17 protein-coding genes are annotated in these 18,662 nt (G+C 40.6%); 10 read left to right on the forward strand and 7 right to left on the reverse strand.

What is annotated here, in order from left to right:
* Window positions 1–4: 4 nt before the first annotated feature.
* Window positions 5–1,177 carry an efflux RND transporter periplasmic adaptor subunit gene (locus PCIT_RS11200; RefSeq protein ID WP_010363455.1) on the reverse strand — a complete coding sequence of 391 codons (1,173 nt, stop codon included), beginning with the start codon at window positions 1,175–1,177 and terminating at the stop codon, window positions 5–7.
* 285 nt (window positions 1,178–1,462) lie between these two features.
* Here PCIT_RS11200 and PCIT_RS11205 point away from each other — a divergent pair, with 285 nt between their 5' ends.
* Window positions 1,463–2,065 carry a TetR/AcrR family transcriptional regulator gene (locus PCIT_RS11205; protein WP_010363453.1) on the forward strand — a complete coding sequence of 201 codons (603 nt, stop codon included), beginning with the start codon at window positions 1,463–1,465 and terminating at the stop codon, window positions 2,063–2,065.
* Here PCIT_RS11205 and PCIT_RS11210 read toward each other — a convergent pair.
* From PCIT_RS11210 to PCIT_RS11235, 6 genes are all read right to left on the reverse strand, one after another.
* A complete protein-coding gene (locus PCIT_RS11210; RefSeq protein WP_010363451.1) occupies window positions 2,049–3,893 on the reverse strand; it encodes an ABC transporter ATP-binding protein in 1,845 nt (614 codons plus the stop codon). The genes PCIT_RS11205 and PCIT_RS11210 overlap by 17 nt on opposite strands.
* A 150-nt stretch (window positions 3,894–4,043) precedes the next feature.
* Window positions 4,044–4,490, reverse strand: a complete 447-nt coding sequence (gene fur, locus PCIT_RS11215; protein WP_010363449.1) for a ferric iron uptake transcriptional regulator — start codon at window positions 4,488–4,490, stop codon at window positions 4,044–4,046.
* A gap of 104 nt (window positions 4,491–4,594) precedes the next feature.
* Window positions 4,595–5,122 (reverse strand): flavodoxin FldA, encoded by a 528-nt coding sequence (fldA, locus tag PCIT_RS11220; protein ID WP_010363447.1) that lies wholly within the window; start codon window positions 5,120–5,122, stop codon window positions 4,595–4,597.
* A 14-nt stretch (window positions 5,123–5,136) separates the two neighbouring features.
* Window positions 5,137–5,415 carry a LexA regulated protein gene (gene ybfE, locus PCIT_RS11225; RefSeq protein WP_010363446.1) on the reverse strand — a complete coding sequence of 93 codons (279 nt, stop codon included), beginning with the start codon at window positions 5,413–5,415 and terminating at the stop codon, window positions 5,137–5,139.
* A gap of 2 nt (window positions 5,416–5,417) precedes the next feature.
* A complete protein-coding gene (locus PCIT_RS11230) occupies window positions 5,418–5,639 on the reverse strand; it encodes a DUF2788 domain-containing protein (protein WP_010363444.1) in 222 nt (73 codons plus the stop codon).
* An 86-nt stretch (window positions 5,640–5,725) separates the two neighbouring features.
* Window positions 5,726–6,490, reverse strand: a complete 765-nt coding sequence (locus PCIT_RS11235; protein WP_010363443.1) for an alpha/beta fold hydrolase — start codon at window positions 6,488–6,490, stop codon at window positions 5,726–5,728.
* A 125-nt stretch (window positions 6,491–6,615) separates the two neighbouring features.
* Here PCIT_RS11235 and seqA point away from each other — a divergent pair, with 125 nt between their 5' ends.
* The 9 genes from seqA (at window position 6,616) to PCIT_RS11280 (ending at window position 18,650) form a co-directional block, all read left to right on the forward strand.
* Entirely contained in the window at window positions 6,616–7,164 is a 549-nt protein-coding gene (seqA, locus tag PCIT_RS11240; RefSeq protein ID WP_010363440.1) for a replication initiation negative regulator SeqA, read from the forward strand.
* A 10-nt stretch (window positions 7,165–7,174) separates the two neighbouring features.
* Window positions 7,175–8,812 carry a phosphoglucomutase (alpha-D-glucose-1,6-bisphosphate-dependent) gene (gene pgm, locus PCIT_RS11245; RefSeq protein ID WP_010363439.1) on the forward strand — a complete coding sequence of 546 codons (1,638 nt, stop codon included), beginning with the start codon at window positions 7,175–7,177 and terminating at the stop codon, window positions 8,810–8,812.
* 124 nt (window positions 8,813–8,936) lie between these two features.
* Window positions 8,937–9,971: a succinylglutamate desuccinylase gene (astE, locus tag PCIT_RS11250; protein ID WP_010363437.1), complete on the forward strand. Its 1,035-nt coding sequence runs from the start codon at window positions 8,937–8,939 to the stop codon at window positions 9,969–9,971.
* Window positions 9,972–10,230: 259 nt separating this feature from the next.
* Window positions 10,231–11,448, forward strand: coding sequence for a thiamine pyrophosphate-dependent dehydrogenase E1 component subunit alpha (locus PCIT_RS11255; RefSeq protein WP_010363435.1), 1,218 nt, complete (start codon window positions 10,231–10,233; stop codon window positions 11,446–11,448).
* A complete protein-coding gene (locus tag PCIT_RS11260; RefSeq protein ID WP_010363434.1) occupies window positions 11,448–12,425 on the forward strand; it encodes an alpha-ketoacid dehydrogenase subunit beta in 978 nt (325 codons plus the stop codon). Before PCIT_RS11255 ends, PCIT_RS11260 begins: the two co-directional genes overlap by 1 nt.
* Before the next feature lie 9 nt (window positions 12,426–12,434).
* Complete coding sequence (locus PCIT_RS11265; RefSeq protein ID WP_010363433.1) at window positions 12,435–13,997, forward strand: dihydrolipoyllysine-residue acetyltransferase; 1,563 nt, start codon at window positions 12,435–12,437, stop codon at window positions 13,995–13,997.
* 440 nt (window positions 13,998–14,437) lie between these two features.
* Window positions 14,438–14,836, forward strand: a complete 399-nt coding sequence (locus tag PCIT_RS11270) for a hypothetical protein (RefSeq protein WP_010363431.1) — start codon at window positions 14,438–14,440, stop codon at window positions 14,834–14,836.
* Window positions 14,837–14,931: 95 nt separating this feature from the next.
* The gene (locus PCIT_RS11275; RefSeq protein ID WP_010363429.1) at window positions 14,932–17,589 is read left to right on the forward strand and encodes a glycosyl hydrolase family 18 protein; all 2,658 of its coding nucleotides are present in this window, start codon (window positions 14,932–14,934) and stop codon (window positions 17,587–17,589) included.
* A 710-nt stretch (window positions 17,590–18,299) separates the two neighbouring features.
* Window positions 18,300–18,650, forward strand: coding sequence for a hypothetical protein (locus tag PCIT_RS11280; RefSeq protein ID WP_010363426.1), 351 nt, complete (start codon window positions 18,300–18,302; stop codon window positions 18,648–18,650).
* The last annotated feature ends 12 nt before the right edge of the window (window positions 18,651–18,662 follow it).

An 18,662-nucleotide genomic window follows, 5' to 3' on the forward strand; every position in this document is an offset into this window, starting at 1 on the left:
GGCGTTACTCTCCTTCGCTTACAATTGAAATAGGCATTCCCGGGAAAAATATACGTGCAATTCCTTCAGTGATCACAGGTTGACCATCGGTTAAACCACTTCTGATCACCCATAAGTTATTTCCGTCAACGGTCACCCATTCTCCTACTTGTACAGGAGCGGGTAGAGCAACCATCATGCCTTGTTCATTTTCTGTTGCCACATACACAAATTTACCAGTGCCATTATCCAATACAGCACGTTGTGGCAACAATATGGCATTATTTCTTGTGGCTCCGCTCAATTGAACCCGAACAAACTGACCTGGGCGTAATTGCCCATTAGGGTTATCAACTCTGGCTTGTAGCTCGCTTGTACCCGTATAACGATTAACACGTACATCACTAAAATTAACTTTGCCGCTGCTTGGGTGAATAGACCCGTCTTGCAAAATCAACTTCGTAGAAAACTCGTTATTTAGCGGCAGTGTAAGGCCACCGTTTTCGACATCTTGGCGCATTTGTAGTTGTTCACGTTCTGAAAACCCAAACCGAACTCGCATCGTATCGGTTTCCGTTAACTCTGTGAGAAGTAACTCTGGGCCAGAGACATAACTGCCTTCAGATACAAGTTCACGGCCAATGATCCCACTTACGGGAGCTTTAACTTGTGCATATTCAAGATCTAGCTTCACTTCGTTGAGTGCGACCTTTGATGATGCTAGATTGGCAACGGCAATATCGTAGTTTGAGACAGCATTATCAAAATCCCTTTTCGATACAGAGCGCTCATTCTTTAGTTTACGTAAACGGTCTCGTTCTTGTTTTGCTTGCTTAACTGTTGCTTGTGCGGCGTTTAACTCAGCTTGGGCTTTTTCGACTTCTAGCGTGAAAGGAACTAAGTCTAAGGTAAATAATGACTGACCAGCACTGACTTTTTGCCCTTCTTCAAAATTGCGAGATTCAACAATACCCGATACACGGGCTCTGATCTCAACTTCTTTATTGCCAGCAAGGGTTGCGGGCAGCTTAATGGTAATTGGTACCGAACTTCTTGACACTTCTTGCACGCTTACTTGTGCAGGGGGCATCGTGCTGGCGGCTTGAGTTTGAGGGGCTTCTTGACAAGCACTGATAAGCACAAGAGAAGCAAACGCTATTGAAAAACGTTTTACACGACTGCTAACTGGGGGATACATAAACACTCCAAATCCTATTTTTATGCCATTTAATTAATTTATAGACATTAGTGTTATCGTGAGTTGCCAATATAGTGGGTCAGGGTGATTGACAACTCGAATAGACTACCTCGCACTGTTCATTTCATACCCTATAGCCGATAAAGTAAAGGGAGAAGGTCGACTTTTGCGCAAGTATACGCAAGTGTATACGTTTTTTTATTTTGGGTAAACGGTGCCGTGTACTTTTTATTTCCATTAGTTTTGATTAAAATACTGTATTGATATATTAGATATAAGCCATCTATGCCAGACTTTTCAGTAAAACAGCAAGATATACTGCAAGCAGCTATTGCTCAATTTGCGCAGTTTGGCCTGTCAGCAACGACCATGGAAGGGATCAGTAAAGCAGCCAACGTTTCTAAACGAACACAGTATAAACACTTCCCAACAAAAGATGCACTTTTTGATACCGTTGTGGCTCAGCTTATTGAACGGATCACCCCGCTAACCGCAATTCAGTTTATTCCGCATTATCAATTTGATACGCAACTTAAGCATTTGGCTATGAGCGCTTTAGAGCTATTAAACGATGAGGATTATTTAACGCTGTCGAGAATTGTGATCATTGAGTCTATGCGCTCTAAAAAGCAAGCAGACAGTTTAAATCAGCGATTTATTGATTGCGAAAAGGCAATGTTACAATGGTTTAAAGATGCTTCAAATACTGATTGTTTAGGGTCGATCAGCCCTGAATTTGCAGCCGGTTTCTTTTGGGGGGCATTAAAAAAGCTCAGTTATTGGGACCAAGCAATCAGCTGGAAAGCGCCGCTGGACGAAGCAGCGCTTAATGAGTTAGTGGAGCAGGTGTGTAATATATTTTGTAACGGGGTTACTCAAGGCCGATAAAACCACCTGTTTGATGCGCCCATAGCTTAGCGTAAACACCGTTCATCTTAAGAAGTTCGTCGTGAGAACCTTCCTCAATGATCTTTCCGCCATCCATCACAATCAACCTATCCATTTGCGCAATGGTACTTAAGCGGTGGGCTATCGCGATAACGGTTTTATCTCCCATAAGATCGTTTAGACTGCCTTGGATGGCAGCTTCTACTTCCGAATCTAATGCGGAGGTTGCTTCGTCAAGAATAAGTATCGGCGCATTTTTTAGTAATACTCTTGCAATGGCGATACGTTGCCGCTGACCACCAGACAGTTTAATGCCACGTTCACCTACTTGGGCATCAAAGCCAATATTGCCATGGCTGTCTTCTAGTGATTGTATAAAGTCATAGGCTTGTGCTTTTTTGGTTGCAGCTACGAGTTGTTCGCGCGTTGCCTCTGGCCGCCCATATAAAATGTTATCAGCGACACTGCGATGCAACAAAGAGGTATCTTGGGTAACCATTGCGATATGTTGTCTCAGGCTCTCTTGTTGCACATCTGAAATTTTTTGCTTATCAATGAGTATATCACCGTCGGATAAGTCATAGAATCGCAAGAGCAGGTTAACTAAAGTTGACTTTCCAGCGCCTGAACGGCCAACCACCCCAATTTTTTCACCCGGCTTAATGTGCAAGTTTAAGCCATCAATGACATATGTCTCATTATCTTTGTCGTGTCGTTTATAGGCGAACTTGATATTGTTGAATGAAATTTGACCATGGGTTAAGTTGAGTGGGCTAGCTTGATCTTTGTCTGTTACATCCAACGGTTTAGAAAGGCTAGAGATCCCATCCGTAACGGTGCCTATGTTCTCAAATAAACCGCTAATTTCCCACATAATCCATTGTGCCATACCATTCAATCTAAGTGCTAACCCAAGCGTAATCGCAATTGCCCCCGCGGTTATTGCACTGAAAGACCATAGATATATGGAAATAGCTGCAATAGTGAATATGAGTAAATAATTAATAGCTTGAATGCTAACGTTTAAACCGGTAACCAAACGCATTTGTTTGTATACCGGGTCGATGAAAACTTCCATGCTCTCTTTTGCGTACTGTTCTTCACGTTGAGTATGAGAAAAAAGCTTAACGGTCGAGATATTTGTGTAGCTATCAACAATTCGCCCAGTCATTTCTGAACGTGCATTTGCTTGCGTGGTTGCAATGCCTTTAAGTTTTGGTACAAAATAGAGTTGAATAGCGATATATAATGATAGCCAGATAACTAGGGGGATCATAAGCCTAACATCTGAACTGGCTACTAAAGTCAGCATGGCGCCAAAGTACACTAGAATATAAACTAGAACATCGAGCAACTTCATTACCGTTTCTCTGACGGCAAGTGATGTTTGCATGACTTTCGTTGATATTCGCCCAGCAAACTCATCTTGGTAAAACTCCATGCTTTGTTTTAGTAAATAGCGGTGGGCTTGCCAGCGGATCGACATCGGATAGTTACCTAGTAAACTTTGATGAATAAGCGCAGAATGGAATACGGTTATCAATGGCAATGCAACTAGGGTTACAATTCCCATATAAATGAGCTCTGATTTTTTATGCGCCAAGAGTGCTTCTGGCGTATAGGTCGATAACCAATCTACTAAGTCACCCATGAATCCAAATAACGCGACTTCTAATATTGCTAATATAGCCGCACTTATAGACATTGCTATTAAAGGCCATTCCATTCCTCGGGTATAAAATCGACAAAACGAAAAGAGTGAATTAGGCGGGGGGATTATATCGGTATCAGGAAATGGGTTAGTGAAACGTTCAAAAAATTTGTACATTGAGTGACTCCTTGACAGCTGGAGTCTAATTGTACCTACTGCTGGATAAATAGCCAGTAAAATGCAAGCAAAGGGCCTTTAACCAAGCAAGCCACAGCTATGTATAAAAAAACCGGCCAAAGGGCCGGCTCTATAAACGAACTCTAATGGTTAGTTGCCATTTTCATCAGCATATTTTTTACATGCTTCTGTATCTTCACATTCGCCATACAAGTAAAGTGAATGATTTGTTAGGCGGATCCCATTTTCAGTCGCTATTTGCTCTTGGCGAGTTTCAATCATGTCGTCTTCAAACTCAACAACTTTCCCACACTTCAAACACACTAGGTGATCATGGTGTGTACTACCTGACAGTTCGAATACTGATTTTCCGCCTTCAAAATGGTGGCGTGTAACAATGCCAGCATCATCAAATTGGTTCAGTACGCGGTATACAGTCGCTAGGCCGATTTCTTCACCTTTATCGAGTAAAATTTTATACACATCTTCTGCGCTGATGTGTTGGTTATCAGGTGATTGTAATATTTCAAGAATTTTAATTCTTGGTAACGTTACTTTTAAACCTGCTTTTTTTAACTCTAAGTTGTGATCAGTCATTCACTCTGTCTCAATTAATTATATTTTTGTCTTAAGCAATAACACGACGCTGTTACGACCTAAGAATAACGCGCTAATGCACTAAGTGCAAAGTAGTCTTGCAATTAGTCTTCTAATTCTGCAAGACACATTTCATCGTATACTTGCTTAGACCAAGCCTTAACGCGCTCTTCAGTTAATTCTGGTTGACGGTCTTCGTCTATACCTAAACCAACAAAGTGAGTATCATCAGCCATCGCTTTAGATGCTTCAAATTGATAGCCTTCGGTTGGCCAATGTCCAACAACGATTGCACCACGTTCAGTTACAATGTCATTTACCATGCCCATTGCATCAAGGAAGTACTCTGCGTAGTCTTCCTGATCACCACAACCGAAGATTGCGATTAATTTTCCTTCGAAGTCTACTTCCTCTAACTCAGGGAAGAAGTCATCCCAGTCGCACTGAGCTTCACCGTAATACCAAGTAGGGATACCAAATAAGATTAAATCGAATTCAGCAATTTCTTCTTTACTACTTTTTGCAATGTCTTTGACGTCAATGAGTTGTTTACCCAACTCTTTTTGAATCATTTTAGCAACATGTTCTGTGTTACCAGTGTCACTGCCGAAAAATATACCTACGCTTGCCATTAAATACTTACCTTCTATCTGTTATTCGCTAATTTCTCTTGCAAGATAGTTTCTATCAGAGCACTGCGACTGATGTTTTGTTCATCGGCCATATCGCTCAAAGCTTGATAAAGCTCTGAAGAAACCTTAAATTCAACACGTTTTAACCCTCTGGCGCGATCTCTTTTTATCTGATTGCGCTTGTTAACCTTTAACTGAACCTCTCTTGGGAGTGGGTTTGTTTTTGGTCGACCCGGGCGCTTTTCATTTTCAAATAAATCAATCGTCGTCCTATCTGTTTCAGATTTGGCCATTTTTATCCAACACCTGCACCTTGCCAAAACACTTGGATAAGGCCTTTAGCTATGAAACCCGAACAGCCAAGAAATAAGACTAGCCAAACAGTATATCGACCAAACTTGGGTACATTACCTTTTTTTAAAACGTCTTGAATCGCCATTCCGATAAAAAAGAAGATACCCGCTAATGCGAAATACAGTCCTAGGGTTTCAAATTCATTAATATACTGGCTGACCATATGCACCCAACTGAAAACTTAAACGGCGGCTACTATAACATACTCAATAAACATAAATTAAGGCCGGTACAGCAAAAACAGAACATTTATTGAAGAAAATCAAGAATTGATTTATTTACAGCAGCTGGTTTTTCTGCATGTAGCCAATGACCTGCTCCATGTATCACCTTCGCAGACGACTTAGGAAATGCTGTGACAATCGCTTCTCTATGTTCAGGCAGTATATAGTCAGAATTATTACCTTTTATGAATAGCGTATCGCATAAGCATGGTTGGTTATTGTCAATATTTGCCACAATATGTGCATAATTGTCTGCAATACCAGGTAAGTTAAACCGCCAAGCCAACTCTCCAGTCGTTGTTTTTGCTAAACTTTTTAATAAAAACTGACGTACTCCAGGCATTTCAATATGATCACTTAGTATTGTATCCGCGTGTGCTCTATTTAAGACGTTTGCTTGTTCACTAACTTTATTTAATCCAGCGATAATTTCATCATGGCGGGGCGGATAAACGACAGGCGCAATGTCTAATACGACGAGTTTATTGACACATTCCTCAAACATAGACGCAAATTGCATAGCAACTTTGCCGCCCATAGAGTGGCCAACTACATGAGCTTTATCAATATTCAAGTGATCAATTAACGCTTTAATATCGTTACCCATATGTAAGTAATTCATGTCGCTACTATGAAAGGATTGACCATGGTTACGCAAGTCTACATTGTAGACCGTAAAATGTTCAGACAATGCTTTCGCGATAACATTTAGGTTTTCAAGAGACCCAAATAAGCCGTGCATTAAAATTAGATCTGGACCGGTTCCAGTTTGCTTGTAATTTAATAACATATGTATTCCTCATAACAGGGTACAATTGTGCCAGCCAAATACATAAATGCAAAGCCGTAGAGTAATCTGTTAAATCAGGATATAATCTTTTTAGATGCATCAATATCAGTAATGACAGGAAAAGCATGAAAAAAATAGAAATAGATGACGAGCTTTATCAATATATTGCCAGCAACACACAAAGTATTGGTGAAAGTGCTTCGCAAATTTTACGTCGTTTATTAAATTTGACTCCTGACAGCAGCGTTCAAACGAACTCTGCAACGGACTCAAAGGCAGAACAAGTAGAGCCTGTCCTAACGGCTGAAGAGGTTGTCACAAATGTGTCAAAAACTTCAGCTAACGTATTCAATATACTAAACAAAGAAGAGCTTGCTATGCAAAAAGGCGTAGTAGGCCGGTTTTTATTTATTTTATCAGCCTTACATCGTACGCATAAGACCGCATTTAAAACCGTGCTTGATATAAAAGGCCGTGACCGTATTTACTTTGCGACTAGCAAAGAAGCGTTACTTGAAAGTGGTAGTAGTATGAACCCTAAAAATATTCTAGACAGTGAATATTGGGTGATGACCAACTCAAATACAACTCGAAAGAAAATGATGCTTCATGAGGTTGCACTTGGCCTTGGTTATAATGAAGCACAAGCTGAAACGATCCGAGACTACCTATAAGGAAATCTTAATGGCAATTCACCCTGGTGCAGGTAAAAAAGCTGCGCAATCAGAGTTAGTAAACATCCCTAAATTGATGTCTGCTTACTATTTGAACGAACCCGACCTAGAGCAAAACCCTGAACAATGCGTTGCATTTGGTACATCAGGGCACCGAGGGTGTTCATATAATGTCAAGTTTAACGAGTCACATATATTAGCTATCACGCAAGCTATTTGCGATTACCGTAAAGAAAATAACATTTTTGGCCCGTTATTTTTAGGTAAAGATACGCACGCTTTATCTGAGGCTGCATTTAATTCAGCCATAGAGGTGTTAGTTGCCAACGAAGTTCAAGTGATCACGCAAGAAAATGATGATTACACACCCACACCAGTCATAAGCCATGCGATTGTCACTTATAATAAGTCGCACCCAAATGAACTTTCAGACGGCATTGTGGTAACGCCCTCACATAACCCGCCTCAAGACGGTGGGTTTAAATACAACCCTCCAAATGGTGGACCAGCCGATACTGATGTGACCAAGTGGATTGAAGACAGAGCAAACCAGTTACTAATCGAAGATTTGGTTGAGGTAGAATTATTCCCTTACGCAAAAGCAAAGCGCTCTGGCTTTATTAAATATGAAGATCTAATGACGCCTTATATTGATGATCTAGAAAATATCATTAATTTGAAAGCGATAGCTGAAGCTGGCGTAACTATTGGTGTAGACCCGCTAGGGGGCTCAGGTATTAATTTTTGGCCTATCATTGCAAAAAAATATGACTTGAATCTGACCGTTGTCAACGACGTGGTAGACCCCACGTTTGGTTTTATGCCATTAGACAAAGATGGTAAGATCCGCATGGATTGTTCATCTCCTTACGCAATGGCAAATTTAATTGCAATTAAAGATGACTTTGATATTGGTATTGGGAACGATCCTGATTATGACCGTCATGGTATCGTCACCAAAGACGGACTAATGAACCCAAATCATTTTCTTGCTGTCGCCATTGATTATTTGTTAAATCACCGAGCATGGCCAAGTGATGTAAAAATCGGCAAGACACTGGTTTCATCTGGCATGATTGATAAGGTTGTGAATGCAAATAACCGCGAGGTATATGAAGTACCTGTTGGTTTTAAATGGTTTGTAAAAGGTCTAAACAAACAATGGTTGGCATTTGGTGGTGAAGAAAGCGCTGGCGCATCTTTTTTACGATTAAATGGCGACGTATGGAACACCGACAAAGATGGTTTTATCCTTGGATTACTTGCTGCTGAAATTCTTGCTGTGACTGGTAAAACACCGTCACAACGTTATAAAGAGTTGGAAGCACAGTTCGGTGCGCCTATCTACAAAAGAATCGATGCACCAGCTAATACGGCGCAAAAAGACAAGCTCAAAGCGCTTAGCGCCGCTGATGTGACCGCTGACACGCTTGCAGGGGATAAAATCACTCAAGTCTTAACCGATGCACCAGGCAATAAAGCGGCCATCGGTGGTTTAAAAGTTGTAACTGAATTTGGTTGGTTTGCGGCTCGTCCTTCAGGCACGGAAGATATTTATAAAATTTACCTAGAATCATTCAAAGGTGAAACACATTTAGCTCAACTTGAGCAAGAAGCAAAAAGCTTGGTTGATTCTGTGATCAGCTAACACGCTATTTTTAAAAAGCCATGCTATTGCATGGCTTTTTTGTATCCTTAAATAAGCTGACAGACGTGATAGTAGTCGGGTTAATTAAGGGTATTTACTCTCACATTTTATTATAGGTGGTTGTATGTACCTTGAAAACTTAAAAAACACTGGGGACTTTTTAACCCTAACACGTGAAAATGAATTTGACCTGCCAGCCAGTGAATTCACGCTAGATAATGGCACATTCGTAGAGGTACTAGATACTGGTGTCATTCAATTTACACCACAGGGTAAAACATCTAAAGATATCGTACTTTCTAGCGCTGTACACGGCAATGAAACTGCCCCTATTGAAATATGCGATCAACTGATCCAATCCATTATTAAAGGGCACTTGGTGCTTAAACAAAGGGTCCTGTTTATTTATGGTAACCCTAAGTCTATTAATATCGCTAAGCGCTTTGTCGAAGAAAATTTAAATCGATTATTTAACGGTGAACATGCTAAAGGTGATATTCAAAACCCTGAACGTGTAAGAGCTGAAAAGTTAGAACAGTACGTTACAGCATTCTTTAGCGACGTTGAAGAAGGTCGCTACCGTTGCCACTATGATCTACATACCGCTATTCGTGGTTCTAAAAATGAAAAATTTGCTGTATACCCATATTTACATGGTAAACCTTGGAAAAAGCAGCAATTACAGTTTTTATTATCGTGTGGGGTAAACACGGTGCTAACAATGCGCGCCGCAGCGACAACATTCAGCTATTTTTCATCGTTTGTATTCGGTGCAGACGCGTTCACAGTTGAACTAGGTCAAGTTAAGCCATTTGGCGAGAACGATATGAGTCGATTTGCTAAAACCAAATCAACACTGTCAGCATTAATTAGTCAGGAAAGTGTAGAATATAAGCAATTTAATGCTAATGACTTTGAGCTTTTTCAAGTTCACCGCACCATCAATCGCACGCAAGAGCAATTTACGTTTCCATTCCCTGAAAGCGCTGTAAACTTCACGGGGTTTAACGAAGGAGAACTATTGGCCACTGATGGCGAAGTGGAATATTTGGCAGAAGTTGATGGTGAGGCAATTATCTTTCCAAACGCAAATGTGGCACTTGGTCAACGTGCATTACTCACCGTTATTCCAATGGAAGTCAGTGATAAATTCATTTAATATATTGATATTATTAAGTTTATAGGCCCGTATTGAAAACTTTCCACTCTTGATTATGCAAATTAAGGGTTATTCACCTACTATCTGTTGAATAACCCTTTACGTTAACGTAAAGTGAAGGTCGCTTTAATTTAATCAATTTGCATTTGTCGCACAGATTATTCTTATAAGAAATAACGCGAATGTGAAGATATTCCAAACCCTATTATTGGTATCTCATAGCTTGCAAATGTGTTTCGACAACAAGAGAAGGTAGGTTATGACTAACCCCAATAACATATCGCTAAATATCAGTCATGCGCTGAAGTTTATTGATAGCCATGCCCTAGATATCCCAACACTGACTATCCTCGGTGACAATGGTGAAATTTTAGAAGGTGCAACAGCACCTGATATCGATAAAGACACCGCGATAAACTTATACTCTACAATGCGCTTTATTCGTTTACTCGATGAGCGAATGCAAGCTGCACAGCGTCAAGGGCGTGTTAGTTTTTACATGCAGTGTTTAGGTGAAGAAGCCGCGATTACTGCCAGTGCTGCAGCATTGAAGCCTGAAGATATGATCATGGCGCAATATCGTGAACAAGCTGCATTAGCCTATCGTGGCTTTACGCTAGAGCAGTTCATGAACCAACTATTCTCTAATGAAAAAGATCTAGGTAAAGGCCGCCAAATGCCTGTGCATTACGGCTCAAATGAACTTTACTATTTAACAATATCGTCTCCACTTGGCACTCAAATCCCGCAAGCAACGGGGTATGCATACGGTCAAAAACTAAAACACATAGACCCAGCAACTGGCGAGTTAAACTCAGAAATTGATAACCTAACCATCTGTTATTTTGGCGAAGGTGCAGCGTCTGAAGGCGATTTTCATGCAGGCCTAAATATGGCAGCAGTACATGAAGCGCCCGTTCTATTTTTTGCGAGAAATAACGGATACGCAATATCAACGCCCGCTGACGAACAGTTTAAAGGGGATGGTATTGCCTCTCGTGGTGTAGGCTATGGAATTAAAACGATTCGTGTTGATGGTGGGGATGCACTTGCTGTATTTGCTGCAACACAAGCAGCTCGCAAAATGGCGGTTGAAAATGGCGAGCCGGTATTAATTGAGTCCATTGCCTATCGTTTAGGCGCACACTCTACATCGGATGACCCGTCAGGTTACCGTAGTAAAGAAGAAGAGGCTGAGTTTAAAGGGAACTGTCCAATTGAGCGCTTTAAAAAATGGCTATTAAAGCAAGGGTGGCTTAATGAACAAGAAGACGAAGCAGAAAAAGACAAAATTCGAGAAGATATACTCGCGGCTTTGAAAATTGCAGAAAAGGTACAAAAACCAGCTTTAGAAGAACTTGTATCAGACGTTTATGACCAGCCAATACCTGCGCTTGCAAAGCAGTATGAAGAGTTAAAAGAGCATATAAAGCAACATCCAGAAGCGTATCCGGTCACTGCAGGGAGAATTAAATAATGGCTAAAATGAACATGCTACATGCCATTAATTCGGCGTTAGATATCACAATGGCTGAAAACAACCAAGCCTGTATTTTTGGTGAAGATGTAGGCCACTTTGGTGGCGTATTTAGAGCAACGTCTGGCTTGCAAGAAAAGTATGGTAAGCACCGGGTATTTAATACCCCGCTAACTGAGCAAGGGATCCTTGGTTTTGCAAACGGGCTAGCCGCATTCGGCGCGCCAGCACTGGCTGAAATTCAGTTTGCCGATTATATATTTCCAGCGTTTGACCAAATCGTTAATGAATCTGCAAAGTTCCGTTACCGTAGCGGGAATGAGTTTGACGTTGGTAACCTAACAATCCGTACACCATACGGTGGTGGTATTGCCGGTGGTTTATATCATTCACAATCTCCAGAAGCGTATTTTGCCCATACACCAGGCTTAAAGTTGGTTGTGCCTCGTAACCCTCATCAAGCGAAAGGGTTACTTCGTGCTTGTATTAAAGATGACAACCCTGTGATCTTCTTTGAACCAAAGCGGTTATATCGTGCCTCAATTGGTGACGTGCCTGAAGAAGATTACACCATCGAAATCGGTAAAGCTGAAGTTGTGAAAGAAGGTTCAGATGTCACACTACTTGCGTGGGGTGCACAAATGGAAATTATTGAGCAAGCCGCTGAAAAAGCACAAGAGGCTGGTGTGAGTTGTGAAATCATCGATTTACGCAGTATTTTACCATGGGATGTCGACACGATTGCTAAATCAGTCATAAAAACGGGTCGATTGATCATTAGTCATGAAGCGCCAATTACAAATGGTTTTGGTGCTGAAATAGCCGCTACTATACAAGAAGCTTGCTTCCTACATTTAGAGTCTCCGATAATGCGGGTTTGTGGTTTAGATACGCCATACCCACTTGCATTAGAGAAAGAGTATGTACCAGATGCGCTTAAAGTATTTGCTGCAATCAAAAAATCTGTAGAGTTTTAAGGAATAGTCATGGCTAAAGAATTTATTTTACCCGATATTGGTGAAGGAATTGTTGAATGCGAAGTCGTTGAATGGCTAGTTGCTATTGGTGATGAAGTCAAAGAAGATCAACCAATTTGTGATGTAATGACAGATAAAGCATTGGTGCAAATACCTGCTGTGCATGATGGTATTATAACAACGTTACATTATCAAAAAGGTGAAATTGCCAAAGTACACGAGCCACTTTTTGCTATGAATGTGGCTGGCGTAGGCTCTGTAAATGACCCAGAGCAGGCTCAAGATCAAACACCATCTAACGACGATATTCATTTTGAAGATTTTATTCTACCTGATATTGGAGAAGGGATCGTTGAATGTGAAATCGTGGAATGGTTGGTTGCTGAAGGTGATGAAATAAAAGAAGACCAAGCTGTGTGTGACGTAATGACAGACAAAGCACTGGTGCAGATACCGGCTAAGTATGATGGCGTAGTAGAAAAGCTCCATTATCAAAAAGGCGAAATCGCGCAAGTTCATAGCCCGTTGTTTCAAATGCGCTTAACAGGCGCTGGACAACAAGTATCATCTACAACGACCACTTTATCGCCAAACAATGACGTAAGCTGTGCTTCCGCGACAAGTGAAACAGTGTCCACACAGTTACCTAAAAATGGAAAGGCTATTGCTTCCCCAGCTGTAAGAAGGTTAGCTAAAGAGCAAGACCTTGACATCAATGTGATCCCAGGTTCAGGTAAAAAAGGTCGGGTGTATAAAGAAGATATCAGTCGCTTCACATCTGGAAAAAGCACTACTGAGTTAACTGTGCCAAGTATTACTAGCTTAGAAAGTGAGAGCCAATTAAGTAGTATCTCAGTTGTTCAAGGCGGCGATCGGGTCGAGCCTATTCGAGGTATGAAAGCGGCAATGGCAAAACAGATGGTTGCCTCTGTTTCTACTATTCCGCATTTCACATTTAGCGATGAAATTGACCTTACCGATATAATATCGCTAAGGAAAGAGCTAAAAGAGCAATATGCGAAAGAGGGTATTAAGCTCACGATGATGCCGTTCTTTATTAAAGCGCTATCTCTGGCAATTAAAGAGTTTCCAATTGTAAACTCTCAAGTGAATGACGCTTGTACAGAAATAACTTACTTTAACGACCATAACATTGGTATGGCTGTAGACTCAAAGTTAGGGTTATTAGTGCCCAACATTAAGTCATGTCAGACTAAATCGATTGTTGAAGTGGCACAAGAAGTGACACGTTTAACCAATGCAGCAAGAGAAGGCCGTGTTTCGCCTAATGATTTAAAAGCAGGCACAATCTCAATTTCAAATATCGGTGCGATTGGCGGTACAACCGCTACCCCTATCATTAATAAACCAGAAGTTGCGATTGTTGCTTTAGGTAAATTACAACATTTACCGCGCTTTGATAATGATGGTAATGTAGTCTCACGCGCAATTATGCAGGTAAGTTGGTCTGGCGATCACCGTGTTATTGATGGTGGAACCATCGCACGGTTCAATAATTTATGGAAAGCCTACCTTGAAAATCCAGCTAAAATGATGATGGCAATGAGCTAAACTGGGTTTCTTCATTAATAAAAAGCCAGCTGATTGCTGGCTTTTCTATTTGTGTATAGCTAGCAAAGCAATTTATTTTCATTTATTTACATGAAATAAATATAATTAAAACACTAATGTGCTTTTTGACTCTAAGCCTACTTTTTCACTAAGCGATAAAATAGTCACCTTCTTGGCTTTGCCTTTTCTGAAAATACGTCAAATAAACAGACATATTAATAGTTTAATAAGAAGACTCGCTAAAATTGTATGAATAAAATTAATGTTAAAACATTATGAATCCTGATCTCGTTCTACGTTTTATTACTTCTCGACTTCAAACTCTCAGTTAATTACATTTACCAATGCTTGGGTGCCTATGACTTCATTGCATTAAGTCCCAATTAAAGATACTTTTGTTAATAAATAATTAAAACAATTGTGCTAAGGACGTAGCTTAAATGAAAATACTATCTCCCATCTTATTGTCGATATGCGCATTATTCATCGCACATAGCGCAGACGCTCGCCTCGAGAATACACCTAACGTCAATGGACTTTGGGAGGATGTGAATAATGCTAACTTCTCTAATGGTCATATGATTGTCTCTCAAGATGATGATGTTATTTATGTAACGCACTATGTCGAGTTCAAAGGAACGCCTTTGGTCGAGTATGGTATAGGGAGTCGAGTCGGGAATACCATAGAATATAAAGTAAAAGTAACCCAAGCTATCCCTGGTTGGACGACAGAAGGAGTCCATACATTAACCATATCGAATGACGGTTCTCAACTGATAGGGTATTACACTTCTGATGGTGATAAAGGGCCTTTAAAGTTTAAAAAAGCCGGTAAATAGCCACTTAAAATAAAATTACTCCTCACGGCACTAAACAATAGAAGTATTGTTTAGTGATTCCGTGTGCCTACTAAAAACAACTAAATGGAAAAACTATGAAATATAGTCCAAACCGTGTTAGTAAAACGGTTAGAAATGCATTGCTTTTGTCAATGGGTGTATTTACCAGTCAGGCCTTTGCGGTCGCCCCTGGAGCACCAAGTGTCGGTTGGATGGAATTAAATCATTCACTTATAACAATTACAGATTCTTTGGCATACAAAGACGTGGTGGTAAAGCAAAGTATTGATGTACCCGTATCTTGGAGTAAGTGGACTGGGACTGCAGGCGAAACAGTTAACATATTACTCGATGGCAAAGTCGTTGCGACAAGAGCTTTAACTGAGGTTGCAGAATCTCAGTCTGGCGTTGAAACCGTCACTCTATCACAAGGTGGTAATTACAAACTGACCGTACAACTTTGTAACTTGGATGGCTGTACTGATAGTAGTAATAGTAAACAGTTAATCGTTGCTGATACTAAAGGAAGCCATTTAGCACCTTTACCGATGAAGGTAAATGACGCTCGTTTTCCAATAGAAATGACGAATAAGTCTTACGTAAATACAACGGGTAAGGTTGTTGCTGCTTATGCTGCAGAATGGTCGGTTTATCGTGTACAAGGGATGGACTATTACATTGATAATATTCCAGCAGAAAACTTAACGCACATAATATACGGGTTTGTAGCCATAACAGGCCCTAATGCATCATTTCAAAGTGAAAATCCGACGGGCTATGAAACATTTAAAAAGGTCAGTGCGGGTTTAGGGGACTTTGAGCTTGCGCCACCTGATCCATGGGCGGCTTACATGAAGCCGGTTGGTGATCAAGTTAACGGCGACCCAATAAAGGGTAACTATGCACAAATGATGGCGTTAAAAAATCGCTATCCTGATTTAAAAATTGTCCCTTCAATTGGCGGATGGAGCTTATCTGACCCGTTTTATTACATGGCTGACGACGCAAAGCGTAAAACTTTTGTTGAGTCATGTCGTAAATTCTTACGTACATGGGAGTTTTGGGACGGGATAGATATTGACTGGGAATTCCCTGGCGTACCAGCTGCAAACCCTAATTTAGGATCTCCTGAAGATGGTGCAACGTATATTAAGTTGATGCGTGAGTTACGTGCCATGTTAGATGAAGAGGGCGCACGCACGGGTCGCCACTATGAGTTAACATCAGCAATTAACGTCGGTTATGACAAACTAGATAAGGTAAATTACGGCGAAGCCATCAAGTATATGGATTATATAATGATGATGTCGTATGACTATTTTGGTGCGTGGGATTTAAATGCTTTAGGTCATCAAACTGCTGTATACCCATCAGATTTTAGAGTGAGCGATAGACGAACTTTAGAGTATAACCTAAGTACGGGTGTCGATATTCTAAACGCGCAAGGTGTACCTAGTAGTAAACTTATCGCGGGTGTAGCAATGTATGGACGAGGCTGGACCGGCGTAGAACATACTCCTGGCACACACCATATGACCGGTAAAGCAACTGGGCCTTCAAAACCGGAAGATGCATTTAAGCTAGAACCCGGTACTCTAATGTATGCAAATATCGCACAATGGAAGAATCAACCTGATTGGGAATATCATTATGATTCGGTAGCGCAGGGTGCGTATTTATATCGCCCAAGTACGGGTGATTTGGTTTCGTATGATGATCAAAATTCTGTTAATGCGAAAGGCTCTCTTGTCATGCAACGCGGCCTAGCAGGGCTATTCGCTTGGGAAATTGATACCGATAATGGTGACGTTTTGAACTGGATGCACGAATCATTAGGGCACCCACTGGCGGATGGTAGTAATACAGCACCTGTAGTTAATGCAGGTCAAGATCAGCGTGCAACCTCTGGTTCCACAGTGTCATTAACAGCTACTGCATCAGACGCAAACAATGATGCCATGACGTATAAGTGGCAACAAACAGGTGGCCCGGCTGTTACTTTAACAACGAGTAATACGCTTAACGCTGCGTTTGTCGCACCAGATGTTACATCTGAACAGCAACTCTCATTTAAGTTTATTGCCGATGATGGGAAAGGCGGGATCACAGCCGACTCTGTTATTGTTTCAGTTTCATTGGAGGTAACGAATACGCCACCAATCGTAAATGCAGGAGCAGATCAACAAGTTGTATCTGGTTCAGTTGCAGTAAAACTTGATGGGTCAGCAACTCGCGACAACGACGGTGATGTTCTTACTTATAACTGGCGTCAAGTTGCAGGTAGTAATGTAGTAATTACGAATAGCAACGTAGCAATTGCATCATTTGATGCACCAACTGTTGCCACCTCTGAGCAACTAACATTTGCACTCGATGTGTCTGATGATGGTGTAACAGTTTATACTGATGAAGTCATTGTTACAGTATCTCCTGAAGGTGCCACACAAGCACCTCCTTATGACAGTGCGGTTGCTTATAATACAGGTGATAAAGTTTCAACCTATGATAGCCAATTAAAACAGACGCTTACTTGGCAAGCAAATTATTGGATCCAAGGTGAAACTCCAAGTCGCTTTTCTGGTGCATGGCAGTTACTAACTGACGTAGAATTTCCGTGGCACATCGATGTTGCATATAATGCAGGGTCTGAAGTGAATCACTGTGATGCTAATTCAGTGTGCGCGCGTTATAAAGCACAATGGTGGACCAAAGGTGATGAGCCTGGTACGGCTGGTGTTTGGAAAAAACTATAAATAAGTAAATAATAAAGTAGCTCTGTTCGGAGCTACTTTTTTAAAAGCGCAGATTCAAATTTAAAGCGAGTTTAATATTGTATGCATTTTTAAGTCTAATGGTTCTAAAGTAATTAGTAAGTTTAGCCACGCTCCAATCAGATAAAATGACGTATTAGCTCGGCGGTAGAACTCAAAGAGGTGGTAAATATTCGATGCTGTTTACTTGGCACCAACGTTTAAACTTTTAGAAAGGGCTTTAGAGAAATTTTTTCCTGTTTCAATTCCGCTAAGCAATAGTCGAACCTTTCCCCACAAAAGCATGTATAGATTAATAATAGAGTAGGGGCGCCTTGGGTATAAAAAGGTGTAACTTAACATAATAAAGTTGATGAATTTATACACTGACCACCTGAAATATGCATCACAACCCAAAAGGTAAGCAAGGAAATTCCGTGTTTAGATTGATTATTAGCCTGATTCTTAATTGTGGTCTTATATTTTCTCTTAACTTGGTTCAAAAACAGGTATACCAGTAGGTTTTGAACAATGCTTAATGGGAGCTATATTTTATCTTTAATGATCCAAAAAACTGGACTTCCCAAACTTTATAGGTCGCTCAACAGTAACTTTACTCCCATAGTTTCTGAGTTATTTACGTAATTATGCAAACATCCTTCGATTATGTTAAATAGATGGTATATTGGTTTTACGCTGATAAGTAAAGTAGCTTGCATTTTAAAAAACACATAGCAACAACAGCAGCCAAACAAGTATTAGGACGACAGTTAGGTGATGGAGCAAAATTGATAGTCGGGCACTTGAATAACAATTCGGTTGATAAAGTTATTGCCAAGTCAGCTTCGGATCACAGTACCTTGGTGGTCATTGATGATGCGATGATCAGTGTGTCGTTGGCGGCAATTGGATTTGAACAAACAGCGAATTTGATGCTGTTAATTCAGGAAGCAAGTTCAGCAGCTTATAATCAAAGCGTGCTAAAACTAACAACTGACAGTGCGCTGATCACAATTCAAGTGATGGCTGATTTTAATCGTGTAGTTGCCATAGAGAAAATTTAAACGGTGTTAAAA

Origin of the sequence: Pseudoalteromonas citrea, from assembly GCF_000238375.3 — a bacterium.
Taxonomy (GTDB): Bacteria; Pseudomonadota; Gammaproteobacteria; order Enterobacterales; family Alteromonadaceae; genus Pseudoalteromonas; species Pseudoalteromonas citrea.

Excerpts from the sequence above, each read along its gene's own strand:
- PCIT_RS11200 (WP_010363455.1), bottom strand. The coding sequence starts at position 1,177 with ATGTATCCCCCAGTTAGCAGTCGTGTAAAACGTTTTTCAATAGCGTTT.
- PCIT_RS11205 (WP_010363453.1), top strand. The coding sequence starts at position 1,463 with ATGCCAGACTTTTCAGTAAAACAGCAAGATATACTGCAAGCAGCTATT.
- PCIT_RS11210 (WP_010363451.1), bottom strand. The coding sequence starts at position 3,893 with ATGTACAAATTTTTTGAACGTTTCACTAACCCATTTCCTGATACCGAT.
- fur (WP_010363449.1), bottom strand. The coding sequence starts at position 4,490 with ATGACTGATCACAACTTAGAGTTAAAAAAAGCAGGTTTAAAAGTAACG.
- fldA (WP_010363447.1), bottom strand. The coding sequence starts at position 5,122 with ATGGCAAGCGTAGGTATATTTTTCGGCAGTGACACTGGTAACACAGAA.
- ybfE (WP_010363446.1), bottom strand. The coding sequence starts at position 5,415 with ATGGCCAAATCTGAAACAGATAGGACGACGATTGATTTATTTGAAAAT.
- PCIT_RS11230 (WP_010363444.1), bottom strand. The coding sequence starts at position 5,639 with ATGGTCAGCCAGTATATTAATGAATTTGAAACCCTAGGACTGTATTTC.
- PCIT_RS11235 (WP_010363443.1), bottom strand. The coding sequence starts at position 6,490 with ATGTTATTAAATTACAAGCAAACTGGAACCGGTCCAGATCTAATTTTA.
- seqA (WP_010363440.1), top strand. The coding sequence starts at position 6,616 with ATGAAAAAAATAGAAATAGATGACGAGCTTTATCAATATATTGCCAGC.
- pgm (WP_010363439.1), top strand. The coding sequence starts at position 7,175 with ATGGCAATTCACCCTGGTGCAGGTAAAAAAGCTGCGCAATCAGAGTTA.
- astE (WP_010363437.1), top strand. The coding sequence starts at position 8,937 with ATGTACCTTGAAAACTTAAAAAACACTGGGGACTTTTTAACCCTAACA.
- PCIT_RS11255 (WP_010363435.1), top strand. The coding sequence starts at position 10,231 with ATGACTAACCCCAATAACATATCGCTAAATATCAGTCATGCGCTGAAG.
- PCIT_RS11260 (WP_010363434.1), top strand. The coding sequence starts at position 11,448 with ATGGCTAAAATGAACATGCTACATGCCATTAATTCGGCGTTAGATATC.
- PCIT_RS11265 (WP_010363433.1), top strand. The coding sequence starts at position 12,435 with ATGGCTAAAGAATTTATTTTACCCGATATTGGTGAAGGAATTGTTGAA.
- PCIT_RS11270 (WP_010363431.1), top strand. The coding sequence starts at position 14,438 with ATGAAAATACTATCTCCCATCTTATTGTCGATATGCGCATTATTCATC.
- PCIT_RS11275 (WP_010363429.1), top strand. The coding sequence starts at position 14,932 with ATGAAATATAGTCCAAACCGTGTTAGTAAAACGGTTAGAAATGCATTG.